The organism is Anaerovorax odorimutans (assembly GCF_024459955.1).
In the GTDB taxonomy this organism is placed as follows: Bacteria; Bacillota; Clostridia; order Peptostreptococcales; family Anaerovoracaceae; genus Hominibacterium; species Hominibacterium odorimutans_A.
Genome location: NZ_JANFXK010000001.1, coordinates 496,041 through 515,741 on the forward strand (window position 1 = coordinate 496,041; position 19,701 = coordinate 515,741).

General features: G+C 49.1%; 15 protein-coding genes. 1 reads left to right on the forward strand and 14 read right to left on the reverse strand.

Going from position 1 to position 19,701, the window contains the following annotated elements; all coding sequences use genetic code 11:
* Positions 1 to 1,250: 1,250 nt before the first annotated feature.
* The gene (locus NE619_RS02180; RefSeq protein WP_256130711.1) at positions 1,251 to 1,586 is read right to left on the reverse strand and encodes a hypothetical protein; all 336 of its coding nucleotides are present in this window, start codon (positions 1,584 to 1,586) and stop codon (positions 1,251 to 1,253) included.
* Positions 1,587 to 1,961: 375 nt separating this feature from the next.
* On the opposite strand from NE619_RS02180, the gene NE619_RS02185 reads away from it, so the two are divergent.
* Positions 1,962 to 3,176: an ATP-binding protein gene (locus NE619_RS02185; protein ID WP_256130712.1), complete on the forward strand. Its 1,215-nt coding sequence runs from the start codon at positions 1,962 to 1,964 to the stop codon at positions 3,174 to 3,176.
* Positions 3,177 to 4,197: 1,021 nt separating this feature from the next.
* On the opposite strand, the gene spoIVA is transcribed toward NE619_RS02185, so the two are convergent.
* The 13 genes from spoIVA to plsX all read right to left on the reverse strand — a co-directional run bounded on the left by spoIVA (position 4,198) and on the right by plsX (position 19,480).
* Entirely contained in the window at positions 4,198 to 5,676 is a 1,479-nt protein-coding gene (spoIVA, locus tag NE619_RS02190) for a stage IV sporulation protein A (RefSeq protein WP_256130713.1), read from the reverse strand.
* A 62-nt stretch (positions 5,677 to 5,738) separates the two neighbouring features.
* Complete coding sequence (locus tag NE619_RS02195; RefSeq protein WP_256130714.1) at positions 5,739 to 6,374, reverse strand: phosphatase PAP2 family protein; 636 nt, start codon at positions 6,372 to 6,374, stop codon at positions 5,739 to 5,741.
* Positions 6,358 to 7,209 carry a phosphatidylserine decarboxylase gene (locus tag NE619_RS02200; protein ID WP_256130715.1) on the reverse strand — a complete coding sequence of 284 codons (852 nt, stop codon included), beginning with the start codon at positions 7,207 to 7,209 and terminating at the stop codon, positions 6,358 to 6,360. The genes NE619_RS02195 and NE619_RS02200 overlap by 17 nt, the downstream gene beginning before the upstream one ends.
* Positions 7,199 to 7,831: a CDP-alcohol phosphatidyltransferase family protein gene (locus tag NE619_RS02205; protein WP_256130716.1), complete on the reverse strand. Its 633-nt coding sequence runs from the start codon at positions 7,829 to 7,831 to the stop codon at positions 7,199 to 7,201. The genes NE619_RS02200 and NE619_RS02205 overlap by 11 nt, the downstream gene beginning before the upstream one ends.
* The gene (locus NE619_RS02210; protein ID WP_256130717.1) at positions 7,828 to 8,904 is read right to left on the reverse strand and encodes a lysylphosphatidylglycerol synthase transmembrane domain-containing protein; all 1,077 of its coding nucleotides are present in this window, start codon (positions 8,902 to 8,904) and stop codon (positions 7,828 to 7,830) included. The genes NE619_RS02205 and NE619_RS02210 overlap by 4 nt, the downstream gene beginning before the upstream one ends.
* Positions 8,905 to 8,925: 21 nt before the next feature.
* A complete protein-coding gene (gene miaB / locus NE619_RS02215) occupies positions 8,926 to 10,245 on the reverse strand; it encodes a tRNA (N6-isopentenyl adenosine(37)-C2)-methylthiotransferase MiaB (protein ID WP_256130718.1) in 1,320 nt (439 codons plus the stop codon).
* Positions 10,232 to 11,227, reverse strand: a complete 996-nt coding sequence (locus NE619_RS02220) for an NAD(P)H-dependent glycerol-3-phosphate dehydrogenase (protein ID WP_256130719.1) — start codon at positions 11,225 to 11,227, stop codon at positions 10,232 to 10,234. Before NE619_RS02220 ends, miaB begins: the two co-directional genes overlap by 14 nt.
* On the reverse strand, positions 11,224 to 11,964 hold the full coding sequence (gene plsY / locus NE619_RS02225) for a glycerol-3-phosphate 1-O-acyltransferase PlsY (RefSeq protein WP_256130720.1): 741 nt from the start codon (positions 11,962 to 11,964) through the stop codon (positions 11,224 to 11,226). Before plsY ends, NE619_RS02220 begins: the two co-directional genes overlap by 4 nt.
* Positions 11,957 to 13,282, reverse strand: coding sequence for a ribosome biogenesis GTPase Der (der, locus tag NE619_RS02230; RefSeq protein ID WP_256130721.1), 1,326 nt, complete (start codon positions 13,280 to 13,282; stop codon positions 11,957 to 11,959). Before der ends, plsY begins: the two co-directional genes overlap by 8 nt.
* Positions 13,275 to 14,174, reverse strand: a complete 900-nt coding sequence (gene ftsY, locus NE619_RS02235; protein WP_256130722.1) for a signal recognition particle-docking protein FtsY — start codon at positions 14,172 to 14,174, stop codon at positions 13,275 to 13,277. The genes der and ftsY overlap by 8 nt, the downstream gene beginning before the upstream one ends.
* A 66-nt stretch (positions 14,175 to 14,240) precedes the next feature.
* Entirely contained in the window at positions 14,241 to 17,786 is a 3,546-nt protein-coding gene (gene smc, locus NE619_RS02240; protein WP_256130723.1) for a chromosome segregation protein SMC, read from the reverse strand.
* Entirely contained in the window at positions 17,776 to 18,474 is a 699-nt protein-coding gene (rnc, locus tag NE619_RS02245) for a ribonuclease III (RefSeq protein WP_256130724.1), read from the reverse strand. Before rnc ends, smc begins: the two co-directional genes overlap by 11 nt.
* On the reverse strand, positions 18,464 to 19,480 hold the full coding sequence (plsX, locus tag NE619_RS02250; RefSeq protein WP_256130725.1) for a phosphate acyltransferase PlsX: 1,017 nt from the start codon (positions 19,478 to 19,480) through the stop codon (positions 18,464 to 18,466). Before plsX ends, rnc begins: the two co-directional genes overlap by 11 nt.
* Positions 19,481 to 19,701 lie beyond the last annotated feature (221 nt).

Below are 19,701 nucleotides of genomic sequence, written 5' to 3' on the forward strand. Positions count from 1 at the left end.
ATTCATTTCGACTTTATTGTTGATGTATTTTCAAGGTTTGAAGCCTCTGCTCCTGGCCAAAGCTGCATATGAATCGAGATCCTGTGCTCACATGCTCTGTATCCCTGGAAAAAGTTCAACAAGGCAGTGTTTTTTTACTGTATGTTGATAAAAATAGTAATTCGGTAACTATAGTCTACTTTTTCAAAAAGTTACAGATTCTCCAATGACCCTGCGGCCTCCAGAACGGCTGGCAGCACAAATTTTCACTTCTTACGATTTCGAGCACCCACAAACCCACAACTTTGCATGATTTTCTTAAAAAGTTACCGCAGCTCGCAGGCTATACGATATTCAACCTTGTGGCGAAGTCGTCTCAATTGGTGAATATCGTAAACTGTCTGACAGGAAGATCGCCTGCCGCCGCCTGCCTGGCGCTTTTTGCTTTGAAATAGGACCAGATCGGACAAAATATGTGGGTTTGCGGGTTTTGCGACCTTATTTTTTGGAAATTTCCACTTAAGATTGCCCCGCAAGGCTAAGAAACGTTGAAAAAAGATCCGCTTTTGTCTCCTTTTTTGATGAAAGATCCGGAAACGATTTAGCACGTTATAATGCGAAAGCGGTCAGACAATTCTTCTTGCCCAAATTGGACGAATTGCCCGCATTGAGCAACTTGAACAAATGGACAAATTAGCAAAATGCCGTTTCCTGGCAGAACGCGGCCCGGTTACAACAGTAAGCGGCTGCGGATTTGCGACCAAATCCCGATTTTCCTGCCAAATCCCGCAACCATCGTCCCCTAAAAAGCACCTTGGTCGCAAAGACCATACAAAAGATCATACAACAGACCATACAAAAGAGCCTATAAAAAACCCTACATATATTAACAAGCAGCGCCGCTTCTAAACCCACCCCCCAACCGCCCCGGCAAATAGCCGGGCCTGTTTTGGGGGTGCCGTATCCGCTTATCGCACTGCGAAACTTAAGCTATATCACAATGCAGATAAAATATTCTTTTCCTATGGATAAAAGTTGTGGGCTGGAGAGGCCTGTTTTGCATCCTTTTCTGCTAAACGGCCTGATCTCAAAAAATGAACCGCTGGGAGCGTTGCAAAGTTATCCATTTTCTTCTTAAAACGAGCGAATCTGGATAACTTTTGTTATACGATATTCACCAATTGAGTCGGCTTCGCCGCAAGGTTGAATATGCGTGCAACTTACTCGACGCGGCTCGTAAATTATAAGATGCGAGCCACGTCGAGCATCTTTCACTTATTCTGTACCTTACGGCAACGCCGATACAATCCGGTCAGAATCGTATAGATTCCATACACAATCCATGCTGCCGCTACACCTATTAATCCGGGTGCTGCAATACAGGCATAGACGAGAAGTAAAATCCCCATTCCCGTAAAACCGCTAAAAACTTCAGTAGCCACTGCATATGTCGTAAAAATTAAAAGGAGCCCTATTATAACCGCAGGAATAAACTTGAGTATCACACGATCCTTTTTAATACACAGGTAAAGTTGAAGGGCCAGAAATACAAACATAGCAGGTATACTTATATAGGGTACTTCTACCATGGCATTTAATAGTTCCATATTTTTTCTCCTCCTTTTCTAGCTACAAAAACGCAAAAACCCACAATGACAATGATTATAAATATTGGAATGGATTTAAATTGTACGGTGTTTAACTTGATGCAAAGATAAAGTTGAACACTCAAAAAAATCAACATGGCCGGTATGCTTATATAAAATTCCTGCAACATAACCCCTATCAATTCATGAAATAGAAATACTATAATTCTCTCTCTTCGCATTGTTATTTATTTAAGTAGTATAATATGGTTCTATCATTTGCTGCAAGATTAAATTTTATTAGTTATAACTTATAAAACTTTTTATTTTTGATTGTTTATTTGTTACAAACTGTATATACTATATAACACAGTGCTAAAGGAGGTTGTCACTTTTATGATTAAACGTGAATTATATATGTCCCGAATACGTCCTTTCATGGGGAAAGACCTGATTAAAGTTCTGACTGGAATCCGCCGGTGTGGAAAATCGGTCATGCTGGAACTGATTAAGGATGAGCTGCAAGGCCAGGGAGTTCCCTCCGACCATTTTTTCTCTTTGAATTTTGAAGACATGAACAATATGCACCTCTGTTCGGCAGAAGCGCTTCACAGGGAAATTGCCGATTGGGCGGCCGGGCTGGATGGTAAGGTATATTTGTTTTTCGATGAAATTCAGGAAGTCGAGCAATGGGAAAAATGCATAAATTCTTTTCGAGTGGAATTTGACTGCGATATCTATATCACTGGCTCTAATGCGGCTCTGCTTTCGGGTGAACTAGCCACATACCTTGCTGGCCGCTATGTGGAATTTACCATTTACCCATTTTCCTTCGTTGAATTCTCCCAATTGTATGAAAGTATCTTCCCCGGCAGCTCCGATCAGGAGCTTTTCACAAAATTCCTGATGCTGGGCGGAATGCCGTACCTGGGGAATCTCCGCTATTCCGACGAGCCCAGCAGGCTGTACCTGCGGGATTTGTACAATTCTATTGTCCTGAAAGATATTATGAAACGCAACCGTATCCGCGATGTCGATCTGTTGGAACGGATCATCGGTTATATAGTCTCCAACATCGGCACAACTTTCTCGGCTACGGCGATCTCCAAATATTTTAAAAATGAGAACCGGACAGTCTCTCCGGAAACGATTTTGAACTACATCAAGTACTGCGAAGAAGCCTTTCTATTCTATCGTGTACCCAGGCAGGATTTACAGGGTAAAAAACTCCTCACAGTCAATGAGAAATACTATCTGGCCGATCAGGGAATGCGTCAGGCTGTTCTTGGCTCCAATCCCAAAGACATCAGCCTTGTCCTTGAGAACATCGTCTATCTGGAGCTGCTTCGCAGGGGCTATACGGTAACTGTTGGAAAAACCGGGACAAGGGAAATCGATTTTGTCTGTGAAAGGGACGGCGAAAAGCTTTATGTACAGGTAAGCTATCTGCTGGCCTCCCCTGAAACAATCGAGCGGGAGTTCGGTGTATATGCTTCTATCCGCGACAACTATCCCAAATACGTCGTAACCCTGGATGAATTCGATATGAGCCGCGAGGGTATCAAACACCGAAACATCCGTGACTTTTTGCTGATGCCGGACTGGCAGTAGGTTGATCTCCTGGCCAAAGCTGCATATGAATCAAGATTCTGTGCTCACATGCTCTGTATCCTTGGAAAAAGTTCAACAAGGCAGCGTTTTTTGCTGCATGTTGATAAAAATAGTAATTTGGTAACTATGGCCTACTTTTTCGAAAAGTTACAGATTCTCCAATGGCCCTGCGGTCTTCAGAACGGCCAGTAGCACAAATTTTCACTTCTTACGATTTCGAGCACCCGCAAACCCACAGCTTTGCGTAGCTTTGTATGATTTTCTTAAAAAGTTACCGCAGCTCGCAGGCTATACGATATTCAACCTTGCGGCGAAGCCGGCTCAATTGGTGAATATCAGAAACTGTCTGACAAGAAGATCGCCTGGCGCTTTTTGCTTTAAAATAGGATCGGAGCGGACAAAATATGTGGGTTTGCGGGTTTTGAGACCTTATTTTTTGGAGATTCCCACTTGAGATTGCCCCGCAAGGCTAAGAAACGTTGAAAAAAGATCCGCTTCTGTCTCCTTTTTTTGATGAAAGATCCGGAAACGATTTAGTACGTTATAGTGTGAAAACAAGCGGACAATTCTTCTTGCCCAAATTGGACGAATTGCCCGCACGCATTGGAAGAATCGGACGAATTGCCCGAATTAAATGAATTGCCCGCATTGAACACATTAGACAAATGGACAAATTGGCAAAACGCCGCTTCCTGGCAGAATGCGGCCCGGTTACAACAGTAAGCGGCTGCGGATTTGCGACCAAATCCCGATTCTCCTGACAAATCCCGCAACCATCGTCCCCAAAAAAGCCCCTTGGTCGCAAAGACCACACAAAAGATCATACAATAGACCATACAAAAGGCCACACAAAAGACCCTACAACAGATCATATAAAAGAGCCTACAAAAAACCCTACATATATTAACAAGCCCCCAGCACCGCTTCTAAATTCAAAAACCAGCACCTCCAAAACAGCCCTGGCAAATAGCCGGTCTGTTTTGGAGGTGCTGTATCCGTTCGTCGCACTGCGAAACTTAAGCTATATCACAATGCAGATAAAATATTCTTTTCCTTCATCGCAGATTTTCTGCAGGGATTTCTGGACCTTCACCCGAATATTTTCCGGTACTCCCGCCAGCTTGCTCTGCATCTGCTCAGCCACCATATCGTACAGTGTCTTGCCGAAGATATTGGTTTCCCAGATCTTCTCCGGCTGGGTTTCAAACTCTGTCAGCAGATGTTTGACCAGGTCCTCCGTCTGCTGTTCGCTGCCCACCACAGGCGCCACTTCCGTAGTAATATCGGTGCGGATGATATGCAGGCTCGGCGCTTTCGCAGTCAGCCGCACGCCGCACTTGTTGCCTTGTTTGAACACTTCCGGCTCGCCTAGCACCATCTCCGTCAGCTTCGGCTGAACGATCCCGTAGCCGGTGGCTTCCACCTGCTCCATAGCGCCTTTCAGCTTGTCGTAGGATTTCTTGGCCTCGGCGAATTCCCGCAGCAGGCGGAAGAATTCATAGTCGTTTTCCACCTTTTCATCCATCAGCTCTTCGATCACTTTGTAGAACAGGCCGTCGGCCATCTGCACATCTATGACCACCTGACCGCTGCCCAGATCCATATCAGCGACCCGCGCCGCTCGGATGATCTGCCCGTCGGCCAGAGAATCCACAGTCTTCTGGATATCCTCCGCCGTCTCAAAGGTATCGGACCAGCCGCGGATGCTTTCGATTACCGAGGACTTGATCCAGTGGTCGGTTTCCAGCCCTTCCATGAATCCTGGCAGCTCAAAGGAAATTTCGCTGATCGGGAATTGGTACAGCACTTTTTCCACGATTTGATTCAGCTCCTCACTGCTCATTCTCATACAATTGACCGCCATCACCGGCACCTTATGCTTTTCCTGCAGCTCCTGAGCAAGGGACTGCGCTGCCGCGGCTTTCGGTTCCGTGGAATTAACCACTACTACAAAGGGCTTTTTCAGCTCCTTGAGCTGGCGGATGACCTTTTCTTCCGCCTCTTCATAGTTCTTCCTCGGAATATCCGAAGTCGTTCCGTCGGTGGTGACTGCGATTCCAATGGTGGAATGTTCCTCGATCACTTTCCTCGTTCCTTTTTCCGCAGCTTCTTCAAAAGGAATCTTCTCCTCATCCCAGGGAGTGTTTACCATTCTGGCTTTACCATCTTCGGAATGGCCCAGTGCCTCCGGCACCAAATATCCTACGCAGTCCACAAGGCGAACACGGCAATTCATATTACCGGGCATCTTCAGGCTGGCAGCCTCAGCCGGTACAAACTTCGGCTCCGTAGTCGTAATCGTTCTGCCCGAACCGCTCTGGGGCAGTTCATCCAGCAGCCTTTCCTTGGCGTAGATGTTTTTCATATTAGGCACTACCAGCAGATCCATAAACCGCTTTATGAAGGTTGATTTTCCTACGCGGACCGGACCTACGACGCCTATATAGATATCACCCTGGGATCTTTTAGCAATGCTTTCATAGATATTTAAATTTTCCAAAACAAAAACCTCCCTGTGCTTGTGACTATAAATCAATATAGTATATTAGAGAGGTTCCTACATTATTCAAATCTTTTGCGATAAGGCCAATTTATTTTATAGACCGGAAAATACAAAATCAGTGCCAGAAGCACGCCGGCCGCCAGATCGAGAACTGAATGCTGTTTGATAAAGACGGTGGACAAACAGATCAAAACGGCCGAGGCCAGCCCCACGGCCCGCGGCTTTGGAAACTTTCCCCAGCGTTTGGATTTCCAGATGGCGATACAAATAGCTGTGGACTCAAAACAATGAATGCTGGGAAACACATTGGCCGGATTGTCTGCCGCGTAAAGGAGCTTTATCAGGAACGTAAACAGATTGTTTCTGGGAAATTCCTGCGGCAAAAAATCGATGGACGTAGGATAAATCAAAAAAAACGCCGAACAAATCCACATGCCCATCAGCAGATAAATACCCAGGTCCAGAAAATCCTCTCTCGATTTAATAAAAAACCAGACCAATGGCCCGGAAATAAAGCCATACCACCAGATGTAGGGAATGACAAATATCTCGCAAAAGGGGATCATGTCATCCAGCGGCACATGGATCACATGCCGCTCCATAGGGATATGAACCGATATCAAATAAAACGCGTATGCCAGCAGGATTCCGGCAAAGATGAGCAGATCCCGCTTATTTTTAAATAGCTCTTCCAATGCTCTCACCTATTTTAACGATTGTTTCCAAGTTGTTTCCGGTATTCGCCAAAAGCTCTTGATCCATCCGCACGCAGCCTTCCTGCAAAAGCAGAACAATGGTCGAGCCTCCGAACTGAAACATCCCCTTCTCCTCACCTTTGCGGAAGTTTCCGGCCTCTTTAAAATTGTCGATCTTTCCCACCATCAGCGCGCCCACTTCCACCTGCACGGCACGGCCAAAATGGTCGGTATCCATCACCGTGTATTCCCGGCAGTTTTCCTTATAGATATCGTGGCGCTCAAGGGCAATGGGCTGGACGGTATGAAGCTTTCCCGGTATGAAAATATTGGGTCCCTTTGTGCCGCTGTCCACGTAGCAATACCGATGATAATCATCCACGGTCAGACGAAAAGTCAGGCAAAGCCCGCCTTGGTACATCTCTGCCAGCTCGCTGTTCCGCAAAAGCTCGGCAATGCTGTAATCCGTTCCCTTGATAGAAAACCGGCTTTCCCGGTCGATTCGGTAAACAGAAAGCTTGGCGTCACAGGGAGATATCAGGCTTTTGGGGTCCCCATCCATGGAAACGCCCTCTCGCAGCCTTCTGCTGAAAAAAGCATTGTAGCACTGGAAAGGACCTTCTTCATAACGGTTCATATCAATTTGATTCTTTTCAATGAAACCCTTTATCATGCCCCGCGAAAGCCGGCTGTTCATGAAAGCGCCTCCTGCCTGGGAGACAAACCGGTTAACCAGCAATCGCAGGAGCAGCCTTCCCGGAAACGTTCTGTATAAAAATTTCAGCGATCCGCTCTCATTTTGCGGATGGAGTACAGGTCTTGTTCTATCCGCCATAATGGAATCCTATAAGCATGCATACAATTTCCGCGATACCGATGAGAATCATAACTACAGCCGCTGCCTTCCCAGGCTTCTTTATACGGAAATTGAGAAGAAAGGCGAATGCGATTACCAGCAGAGCGACTCCGTAGATCTTATGAAATTCGATTTCCACGAATCTTCCCAGTATGTAGACCAACGGGATAATCAGCGCCACCGAAGTAACCGGAAGGCCCACGTATTCTTTTCGCCGCTCAGGTGTCCGGCTCTGGCGCTCTTCCTCCATGACATTGAAGTACGCCAGCCTGGTAAGGGCGGCCATGACATAGATGAAAAACACAAACACATAAAATCTATTGGTCATCCCGATGGAATACCCGATGACCGTAGGCAAGACGCCGAAGCACACCAGGTCGCTGAGGGAGTCCAGCTGTATGCCGAATTTCTGTTCCGCCTCGCACCTTTTTTTGGTCCGGGCCACTTTACCGTCGAACATATCGCAAAATCCCGACACCATGAGACAGTAGACAGCGCCCGCCACATGGCCTTTCATAGCCATATAGATGCCGAACACCGATGAGATCAGCGACAGATCGGTCAGTATGACCGTATAGTTATAATATCCGATCAGCTTCATTCCTTGTTCCTCCTTTTGCTTTGCCTTCTCAGTATGGACAGATGATAGGCAATCGTATAGATTCCACACAATATAAAACACAAATAATAGTTGATGCCTCTTGTAAAAATCATTGCCGGCGCCAGTGCGGCTGCCGGATAGATCCCTGCGAAAAGAAGCAGAAAGCTTCCCTCCGAAACGCCAATCGCTCCCGGTATGGGCAGGCTGTTGACCGCCATGGCCAGAATCGACTGCAGCGCTATCATGTCTACATACCCGGCATGGGAAAAACCAAAGCTTTTATATATAAAATAGCCGATTGAGAAAAATGCGATCCGCTGCAGAATGTTTCCCGCAAGCACGGCAGCCATTACGCCCGGTTTTCGCTTTACAAGATCCATCCCCGCCTGATAACGGTCCACATATCCATTGATCTTTTCGATCTTTTCTTCCTTGTATTTAATAAAACGCAGCCGATAGAGACACTTTATGACAAAGCTGCCCAGATTCCGGATCAGCTCCTTTGAAAACATGCATAAAAGACACAATGCTACCAGCAGGACCTGCAGAACGAATCCAATGATAAAGAGCAGCTTGAGCAGCCTGCCCGCTCCCATGAAATGGTGCATTTTTATCAGCAGTCCCCAGGTTCCCATGATAATCAATGAAATGGTATACAGCAGGATATTGAGTACCAGTATGGTGGTACTGTCGGAAACCTTGATTCCATCCTTTGCCATGTAATACGCCGAGGCCGGCTGCCCGCCTGTCGCCGAAGGCGTTATAGCGGAAAAATACAGGTCCGCAGCCGAATAGACCGTGGCTTCCCGCAGCCGCATCTTATAGCCCAGCGCCCTCCCGATAATGGCCAGACACTGTCCCTCAATGACAATGAACGCCAGCATGGACAGCAGCGCCAGCACAATATATTCTTTCTTTAAGTGAATAAAAACACTCCACAAATCCCTGAAATTAACACCTTCCAGCTTGCTGTGAAGTGTGTAAAAGGTCAGGAGAATCAGCACGGCGATAACCGCCAGGCTGATCAACTGGTTTTTCCTGCTCCCTCCCTTAAAAGTAGCCTTTTCTTCCATAGAATACACACCTTTTATTGTTTATATGACTTCCCCTTCCAGGCTGAAAGTCTTGCCTTCCGTAACTTTTACGTCGATAATTTTCCCCACCATGTCCGGCGTCCCGGCAAAGTTAATCAGTTTGAATTCCTCTGTTCTTCCTGTATAAGTCCGGTCGCTGGTTTTGCTGAGTCCTTCCACCAGAACCTTCTCAACCCTTCCCACATATCCGGCGTTCTTCTCCGCGGATATGGAATTGACCGTCTCCACCAAACGGTTAAACCGTTGGTGCTTCACGTCCTCCGGAATCTGGTCCTCGTATTTCTCCGCAGGAGTTCCCCTGCGAATCGAATAGAGAAAGGTAAACGCGGAATCGTACTCGACTTTCCGCACCAGATCCAGGGTCTCCTCAAAATCCTCCTCAGTCTCACCGGGGAAACCGACAATGATATCGGTGCTGATGGTGATCTGGGGAACGGTCTTTTTCAGCTTGGCGATCAGATTCAGATAGTCTTCCCTGGTATACTTGCGGTTCATCCGCGCCAGGACTCTGCTGCTGCCGGATTGTACCGGCAGATGGATGTAATTGCAGAGTTTGTCACAGTCCCCATAAGCCTGAATCAGCTTGTCCGACAGGTCCTTCGGGTGGGATGTCATAAATCGTATCCGTTCGAGTCCGCTGACCTCGTTGAGCCGGTAGATCAAATCGGCAAAATCCGTATGCTCATCTCCCTTGTAGGAATTAACATTCTGCCCCAGCAGGGTAACCTCTCGCACACCGTCGGATACAAGGCGTTTTACCTCATCGAGGATATCCTGTGGACGGCGGCTTCTCTCCCTGCCTCTGGTGTAGGGCACAATACAATAGGTACAGAAATTGTTGCATCCGTACATAATATTGACAAAGGCTTTATGTTTATAGAGCCTCTTTGCCGGCAGCCCTTCTACGATGTCTCCCCCGTCCTCCCAGACGTTGACAACCTTCTCCTTTTCACGGAGAACGCTTTCTAAAAGCTGGGGGAACTGATGAATATTGTGGGTGCCGAAAATGATATCCACCCAGGGGTACTTGCTCTTTATGCTGTCGATGACATGCTGCTGCTGCATCATGCAGCCGCAGACGCAGACGGTAAACTCCGGGTCCGCCAGCTTCTTTTTCTTCAGCTGGCCCAGGGTTCCGAAAAACCGTTTGTCGGCATTCTCCCGCACGCTGCAGGTATTGATAATGGCCACATCCGCTTCGTCCCGCCCTGGGCTTTCTGAAAATCCCATCTGGGAAAGCATTCCGGCGATAGTTTCCGAATCGTGCTCGTTCATCTGGCAGCCAAAGGTCGTAATATGATAAGTCTTAGGCCTGTTCATGTTTTTTGTCTCTCCCCATGAGGATTTCCACTGCGTCTCTGGCATCGGCCCTGCCATTGATTACTTCATAGAGCTGCTGGGTGATGGGCATTTCCACCTGCTCCCGCTGGGCCAACTCGTAGGCGGCCTCCGTAGTAAACATGCCTTCCACGACCATGCCGACTTTTTCCGTAGCCTCTTCCGGCGCCATTCCCTCGCCGATCATGATACCGCAGCGTCTGTTTCTGGAATGCATACTGGTGCAGGTAACGATCAGATCGCCCACTCCGGTCAGCCCGGCAAAGGTCGCCGGGTCCGCGCCCAGCTTTATACCCAGACGCTTGATCTCGGCCAGACCCCTGGTCATCAGCGCAGCCTTGGCATTGTCGCCGAATCCCATGCCATCGGAAATACCGGCGCATAACGCGATAATGTTTTTCAGTGAGCCTCCCAGCTCAACACCGACCACATCTTCCGTCGTATAGACACGGAAACGATCCGTCATGAAGATTTCCTGAACCTCCTCCGCCAGCTTCAAATCGTTGGAGGCCACTGCTACGGTGGTGGGCAGCCTCAGGCCTACTTCTTCCGCGTGGGAAGGGCCTGAAAGGACCACGTACCTGGCCTCAGGCAGAATTTCAAAAGCAATTTTGGACATGCGGAGCAGCGTTTTCTGTTCGATTCCCTTGGCCACGTTGACCAGAATCATCTCCGGCTTTAGATACGGCAGAGCGTTTTCCAGTGCGCTGCGGAAATGCTGCGCCGGAGCCGAAAACAGCACCATATCCGCATCCTTTATAGTTTCTTCCACGGTCTTTCCGATCTTCATATTATCATTGAATTTGATATCCGGCAGGTATCTGACGTTTTCACGCTTTGCCTGCAGTTCTTCCAGGTGCTGCGGATTTACGTCCCATATCGTTACCTGATGTCCTTTGCCGCTGAGAGTCAGCGCCAGGGCCGTTCCCCAGCTGCCCGCTCCAATTACGCCTACCTTTTTCATCTTTTTTTCTCCTTATCAAAAATACTCAGCTTTGGCTCTTCTCCTTTGAATAGCCGCTTGATATTTGCCCTGTGTTTGATCAAAATAATCAGCGCCAAAACGATTCCCAGATATATAAAATCTTTTTCTAAAAATATGCAGAGCACCGGAAAAGACAGCGCTCCCAGCATGGAGCCCACGGACATCCTCTGTGAAACCAGCACCCCGACGATTACAACGCCCAGCGCCGAAAGTCCCAAAAGAGGGTTGAGGCCCAGCAGCGCCCCGAAGGCAGTCGCCACGCCTTTTCCACCTTTAAAACGATATACGATGGGCCAGATGTGGCCGAACATCACTGCCATAACGCAGAGCATCGCACAGCCGTGGCCGCAGATCAGCCCTCCCAAAAGTACGGAAACAACGCCCTTCAGTATATCCACAACCAGCGTAAGGACTCCCGCCTTTTTGCCCAGGACCCGCAGCGCATTGGTAGTTCCCGCATTGCCGCTTCCCGCTTTCTTAATATCAATGCCGTGCCGCTTTGCCAGCATGATCGACGGGGAAATGTTCCCTATAAAATAGGCCAGTAAAACGACGAAAGCAAAAATAATATAGTAGATTATCAGCAGTGTATTGACAGAATCCACGGCAAGTCCGCCGCTGTTAAAAAATTGTCCCACCAGGCCCATATCTCCGGTCGCATATACTTGTGTCGGCCCATCGGCTCCGCCAATGACTCCTATACTAGCATCAAACATCTTCCTTTTCACCCTTTTCTCTGAATACAAATTTTATAGAAGTTCCTTCAAATCCGAAACCTTCCCGTATTTTGTTCTCCAGATACCTGGCATAGGAAAAGTGCATCAGCTCTCTGGAGTTTATTTTAAACGAAAACAGCGGAGGTTTCACCCCAACCTGCGTAACGTAATAAATTCTTAATCTTTTTCCCTTGTCCGACGGAGGCTGCTTCATCATCGTGGCATCGGTAATCAGGCTGTTCAGCTGGCCCGTGGAAATGCGCATCGCCCGGTTTTCCGCTACGGCCTTAGCAGTAGAGAGGACGTTCTGAATCCTCTGTTTCTCTAGAACGGAAATAAAGACGGAGGGCGCGTAGGACATGAAGGTCAGTTCTTTTGCGATTTCCTTTCGGAACTGATTCATGGTATTGGATTCCTTTTCCACCAGATCCCACTTGTTCACCACGATTACGATTCCCTTGCCCGCTTCGTGGGCCACGCCTGCTATTTTCTTATCCTGTTCAGTGATCCCTTCCGTAGCGTCGATCATCAAAAGACAGACGTCGCAGCGTTCAATGGCCGCAACGGCCCGGATTACGCTGTAGCGTTCGATATCTTCGTTAACCTTGCTTTTCCTGCGGATTCCCGCGGTATCGATTAGCAGATACTTCTCCCCATCCTTTTCAAAGGGCGTATCAATGGAATCTCTGGTGGTTCCTGCGATCGGCGATACGATGACCCGGTTTTCCCCCAGAATCTCATTGATCAGGGATGATTTGCCCACATTGGGCTTGCCGATGACCGCGATCCGGATCTGGTCTTCCTCTTCGGTTCCCGCGCCTTCGGGAAAGCTGGAGACGATCTCATCCAGAAGGTCGCCCAGATTGAGCATGTTGGCCGCGGATATGGCAATGGGCTCACCCAGCCCCAGCTCGTAAAAATCATAAAAATCATCGGGAAGCTTTGGCCGGTCGACCTTGTTCACAACCAGAATGACTCTCTTTCCGGTACGCATCAGCATCATGCCCACTTCCCGGTCAGCTGCGGTCAGCCCTTCTCTTCCATCCACCATAAACAGGATCACGTCAGCGGTGGCGATTGCCACTTCCGCCTGTTCGCGCATCTGCGAGAGGATAATGTCCTTGCTGTCCGGCTCAATGCCGCCCGTGTCGATGAGGGCAAAATGAACGCCGCTCCACTCTGCTTCCGCATAGATCCGGTCCCGGGTCACACCGGGAGTATCCTCCACAATGGCCACCCGTCTGCCCACTACTTTATTAAAAAATGTGGATTTGCCCACATTGGGCCTGCCCACTACGGCAACGATCGGTTTACTCATCGAAGATTCCTCCTGCAAATTCAGCCGGATCGAATTCTTTCAAGTCTTCAATCCCTTCGCCTACGCCGATATATTTGACCGCCATGTCAAACTCATCGGCAATGGTGATAACGATGCCGCCCTTGGCCGTACCGTCCAGCTTGGTCAGCACGATTCCCGAAATATCCGCGCTCTCATTGAATTCTTTGGCCTGGGAAACCGCGTTCTTTCCGGTGGTCGCGTCCAGGACCAGCAGGTTCTCTCTGGCAGCTTCCGGGAATTCCCGGTCAATTACTTTATTCATCTTAGTCAGCTCGTCCATGAGGTTCTTCTTGTTCTGCAGCCGGCCCGCGGTATCGCAGATGAGGACATCGATATTCTTTGCCTTTGCCGACTGGATGGCGTCGAAGATCACTGCGGAAGGGTCCGCTCCTTCCTGGTGGCGGATTACGTTGACTCCTACCCGGTCTCCCCATATCTCCAGCTGTTCGCTGGCTGCCGCCCGGAAGGTATCTGCCGCTGCCAGCATGACGGATCTTCCCTGCTGCCTGCATTTATGAGCGATCTTGCCGATGGAAGTCGTCTTGCCGCCTCCGTTGATACCGATCATGAGGATAATCAGAGGGGATTCCTGGCAGAGCTGATGGCGCTCCCCTTTATCGATCAGCTCAGCAATGATTTTTTTCAGCTGATCCTTCACCTGCTCCGGTTCTCTCAGGTATTCATGCTTTATATCGCTTCTCAGGCGTTCGATAATGTTCATCGTCGTTTCCATGCCGATATCGGAAGTAATGAGTATTTCCTCCAGTTCATCCAGAAAGTCCTCGTCAATCGTAGGTCTTGCCAGAATCACGTCTCCGATCCGTTCGGACAAACGGCCAAAAAATCCTTTTTTCTTTTTTTCAAAAGCCATAGCTTCTATCTCCTTATCTGTATATTATGCGCTGCACCCGTTGTTTTTCATCGTGAAATCGGTGCTTTACAGTTGGAAGTCATCACCCATATTGAGGGAGAGCACTTTGGATATTCCCTGCTCCGGCATGGTTACGCCGTAGAGGACGTCCGCGTGTTCCATGGTGGCCTTCTGATGTGTAACTAGGGTGAACTGTATGTCTTCAAACGTCTTTAAATACTTGGCGAACCGCTCGATGTTGGCATCGTCCAAAGCAGCCTCCACCTCGTCCAGAATACAGAAGGGCGTCGGCTTTGTCTTCAGCACCGCGAACATGAGGGCAATGGCGGTCATAGTCTTTTCGCCTCCGGAAAGCAGGTTGATATTCTGCAGTTTTTTGCCCGGTGGCTGTGCGATAATATCAATACCCGATTCCAGAGGATTGTTCTCGTCATCCAGCCTCAGCTCCGCGTGTCCGCCGCCGAAGAGATCGGAAAAGACCTGTTCGAAATTGACGACCACCTGATCGAAGCTTTCCTTGAATCTCGCTTTGATCGTCCGGTCCATATCGGAAATGATCGCATTGAGGCTGTCCATGGCTTCCAGAATATCGGACCGCTGAGCAGTGAGAAATTCATACCTCTCACTGACAGTCTCGTATTCTTCAATGGCTCCGATATTCACCTCGCCCAGCTCTTTCATTCTGTTTTTAATCCGGCGGTTTTCCTTTACCGCGGACGACATGACAAAGTCCTGCTTTTTGAACTCCATCGCCTGGATATAGGACACTTCAAAGTCCTCCCAGAGCTTTTCCTTATATGAATCCAGCTGGGTCTCGTTTTTGGCTTCCTTGATTTCCAGCTCGTATTTCTGATCCTGAAGGGCATTGACCTGACGGTCCGCTTCCTCTTTTTCCCGGGTCAGCCGGTCAGCCTCGGAGGAGGCCGATGTCCGCTCGGAGGATAAGTCCGCCAGATACTGTTCCAGATTTTCTTTAGCCTCTTCCTTTTCCTTTACCACGGACTCAATATCAATGTGTCCGCAGCGAAGGCTGTCCTTTTCTGCCGCCAGGTCCGCGATCTGCTGCTGCTTGTGCCGCTTTTCCTGTTCCAGCTCCTCAATGGAAGCTTTTACTCTTTCCGCCATTTCATCGGCGCCGTTCTTTCTGCTCTCGCAGGCCCCGGCCTCGATTCTGGCTGCGGTGATCTCTTCGCTGACGCTTTCCAGCCGCGCCTTTTTTCCATCGCAGAGATCCAGCAGCTCTCCGGCCTGCGTTTCCTTCTCTGAAATGGTCTTTTCTTCCTGCCGGATCTTGTCTTCCAGCTGCCGGATCATCCTTTGGGACGATTCCTGTTCATCCCGGATATTTTCCAGCTCCTTTTCCCATTTGCCGCTGTTGGTCTTAAAGTCATTGAGCGCGCTTTCCGTAACGGTCAGTTCGTTTTCCCTGCTAAAAATATCCATTTCCAGTTTTCTGGCCGTTTGTTCTTTTCCTGCGATTTGTCCCCGCAGGCGCTCAATCTCCTGTCTCAGATCCGCCAGCTGCTCTGTGCCCTGGGATTTTTCTTCCCGGGCGGCCTTCAGTTGTTCTGCCAGACGGGTAACTTCGGCTTTTCTTTCCAGAAGGTTGGCGGTCTTATTCTTGTATCTTCCGCCGGTAATGGCTCCGCCGGCATTGATGATCTCCCCTTCCAGCGTCACAAAACGAAGTCCTGCCGCTTTTTTGGAGAGCTTCACCGCATGCTCCATAGTATCTACGATTACCACCCGGCCCAGCAGATATTCCATGACAGGGCGGTACTGATCTTCAAAACGGATGCAGTCCGTTCCAAAGCCCTGAAATCCCGTCTCCTGTTCCAGCCTCGTTTCATAATGACCGCGGCCTCCGCGGATGGATGAGATGGGAAGGAACGTCAATCTTCCGGCCCGGCTTTCTTTCAGCCTGGCGATGGCGCCCTGAGCGCTCCGGTCATCCTCACAGACGATATTCTGCATAGCCGCGCCCAGCGCTGTTTCAATGGCCACTTCCAGACCCTGGGGCACGGAAATCAATTCGGCCACGGTCCCATGGATACCGGGCAGTCCGGACCTCATGATATATTTTACGGCGTAATTATAGCCTTCATAATTGCTCTCCATCTCTTCGATGGTCTTTTTTCTGGACGACAGCTGCCCGATGGATATGCGCAGATCTTCCAGCTGACCTGCCAGCTTCCTCTCTTTTGAAACGCTGCTGTCATATTGTGCTCTGTTCTGAGACAGCTCATTTTCCAGCTGGCCCAGTTCTTCTTCCAGCTGGCTTTTATCCGCACGGAGTTTGTTGAGCGCATCCAGGGTATCCCGGTTGCTGTCTTCTCCGCTGCTCTTCTCCGCCTGAATCTGCGTTTTCCGCCTCTCCAGCGTTTCTCTGAGATTTTCCAAGCTGCTGATCTCCGCCCTCTGTGAGCTGACAGCGCTGTGGGTGCGGAATATCTCGTCCTTATATTCATCGGCCTGCGCCGCTGCCTGTGAAAGCTCATCACTGAGCGCCCCGTGCAGGCGGATTTTCTCCTGCAAAGCCCGGTTTACCTGTTCCATCTCCCGGTCAGCCTGCTCTTTTGTCTGGTAAAGCTCCCTGGCATTGGCCGTTTCTTTTTTCAGTTTGTCTTCCAGTATTCGGATTTCGTCATTCAGTCTGGCAGTATTGGTCTCGATTGTACTCAGCCGCTCACCGGCCAGCTGTCCCTGGCTGACCAGTCCATTGATCTCCTCGATGCTTTGCACCAGCTTTTCCCGGCCTTCCGTAATCAGCTGTTCCAGCTGTTCGCTCTTCTGCCTGCTCTCCGTAAGCTGCCGGTCCATGGCTTGTCTGCTGTCCCGAATTTCATCCAATTTATTTTTCAGCTCTGAGATATCGTCTTTTATGTATTCGTTTTTCAGCTCCAGACTCTCGATATTTTTCAGAGTAATGTTGATTTCCAGTTCCTTGTTCTGATCTCTCAGCCCAATAAATTCCTTTGCTTTAATGCTGTCTTCCCGCAGGCGGTCGATTCTTCCTTCGATCTCGCCGATGATGTCGTTGACCCGTTCCAGATTGGCGCTGGTTGAACTGAGCTTCCGCTCGGACTCCGCCTTCTTAGTCCGGTACATAACGATCCCCGCCGCTTCCTCAAAGATCTCTCTCCTGCTTTCCGTCTTGTTGCTGACAATGTCGGAAATTTTCCCCTGCCCGATGAGCGAATATCCATCGACGCCGATCCCCGTATCCATGATCAGCTCCCGGATGTCGCGAAGCCTGCACTGGTTGTTATTGATGGAATACTCACTTTCCCCGGATCGAAACATCCGTCTTGTGATCGCCACCTCATTGTAGTCGATGGGAAGGATTCCTTCTTCATTGTCGATGACCAGCGTCACCTCTGCCATCCCCCTTGATTTCCGGTTGGCTGTTCCGGAAAAAATCACTTCCTCCATCTTGCCGCCACGCAGCATCTTTGGACTCTGTTCCCCCAGTACCCAGCGGATAGCGTCACTGATGTTGCTCTTTCCGCTGCCGTTGGGACCCACCACGCAGGTGATCCCTCTGTGGAATTCAATTGTCACGGGCTCCGCAAAGGACTTGAACCCGTGCATTTCAATTCGCTTAAAGTACATCGATACCCCTTTCCATCGCATCCTTTGCCGCGTTTTGTTCTGCCAGTTTCTTGCTCTTTCCCTTACCGTAGCCTACCGGTTTCCCCAAAACCTCCAGTCTCACGGAAAAGACTTTGTTATGATCCGGGCCTTCTTCCTTCTCGAGGACATAGTGCATGTCTAAAATTCCATGTCCCTGAAGCTGCTCCTGAACCTCCGATTTGTAATCCTGGATGTTCAGCTTGCCCTTTCCCGCGGCCTGCAGGTCTTCCTGGAAGATTTCCACTACAAAACGACGAACCTCTTCATAGCCTCCGTCCAGGTAGATCGCTCCGATAACCGCTTCCATGCCGTCGGCCAGAATCGAGTCCCTGTCGCGCCCGCCGCTTTTCTCTTCGCCCCTGCTGAAAAGCATATGCTCCCCGATGGAAAGCTTTCTTCCCGCGGCAGCCAGAGATTTTTCGCAGACAATGGAAGCCCTGGCTTTTGTCAGGATTCCTTCCTCTGCTTTGGGCAGCCTTCGATACAGCTCTTCCCCGATGATGGCGTCTAAAAACGCGTCGCCAAGAAATTCCAGACGTTCGTTGTCGCAAAGGCGGCTCTGTCCGGTTTCCTTGACATAAGAGCTATGGGTCAGCGCTTTGTCAAGAAGCTGCATATCTTTAAATGTATATCCGATAATATGCTGAAACTGCGTACTATTGTTCACTGGCAATAATCTCCTCTAAGTCTGTTATTGCATCCTTTATGATCTCCACGACACCTTCCTGGGCATAAGGGATGCCTTTGAGAATGGTATTTTTCACTGCTTTGGCATTGGAGGATCCGTGCATCTTTACTACCGGCCCCTCTACTCCCAGAATCGGAGCACCGCCGTATTCGGAATAGTCGAATTCGTTTTTCAGCTCGCCCAGCTTATCCTTGAGGAATATGGCTCCAATTTTAGCCTTGAATCCGTCGAGGAATTTTTTCTTCAGCAGCTTGAGTATGTTCCAGGCCAGCCCTTCTGTCAATTTCAGGATGACGTTTCCCACAAATCCGTCGCAAACGATGACATCGCAGGCTCCGGCCGGCACTTCCCTGGCCTCCACATTTCCGACAAAATTGATCGGCGCCTGGGACAGCTGTTTGAAGGCGGCCTTTGTGACCGTAGTTCCCTTGCCTTCTTCGACTCCCAGATTGACAAGTCCAACCTTTGGATCCGGGCGGCCGAGTACCTTCTCTACATATATACTGCCCATTGTTCCGTATTCTAGTAAATTATGCGGCTTGGATTCTGAACTTGCTCCCGCATCCACCAAAAGGCAGGCTTTTTCTCCCAGCACCGGGTAAATACTGGCAAGGGCCGGACGGTCTATACCGTTGATTCTGCCCAGTATCATTCTGCTGCCCACCACCAGCGCGCCTGTATTTCCGGCAGAAACAAACAGGTCGCCTTTGCCTTCTTTGACCAGTGTCAGTCCTTTGACCATTGACGAATCTTTTTTTCGTTTAATGGCCTTTACCGGGCTGTCTTCGTTGGTGATTACTTCTTCTGCGTGCACAACTTCGATCTTCTGCGGATCGTATTTATATTTTTCCAGTTCCGCTTTGATCTGGTCCTCTTTTCCCACAATGCAGATCTGGTGCTGTGTCTCCTTGGAAGCCTCTACTGCTCCTTTTACGGTTTCAAAGGGTGCGTTATCCCCGCCCATACCATCAAGAATTACTTTCACTTGCGTTCCTCCAATCAACCATTTCGTTCATACCTTTGTATTTTAACGTCAAAATCTATCAGAACATAAAGATACAGATTAGATGATATCACAAATGGGAGGAATTTGCAAACCATAGGGACAGTGGTGTTGTTAACTTGTGATAATGTCACTATAGGATTCACTTGAGAAAATGTCCCAATTTGGTACACTGAAACTTATGAAAGAAGGTAACATCACAT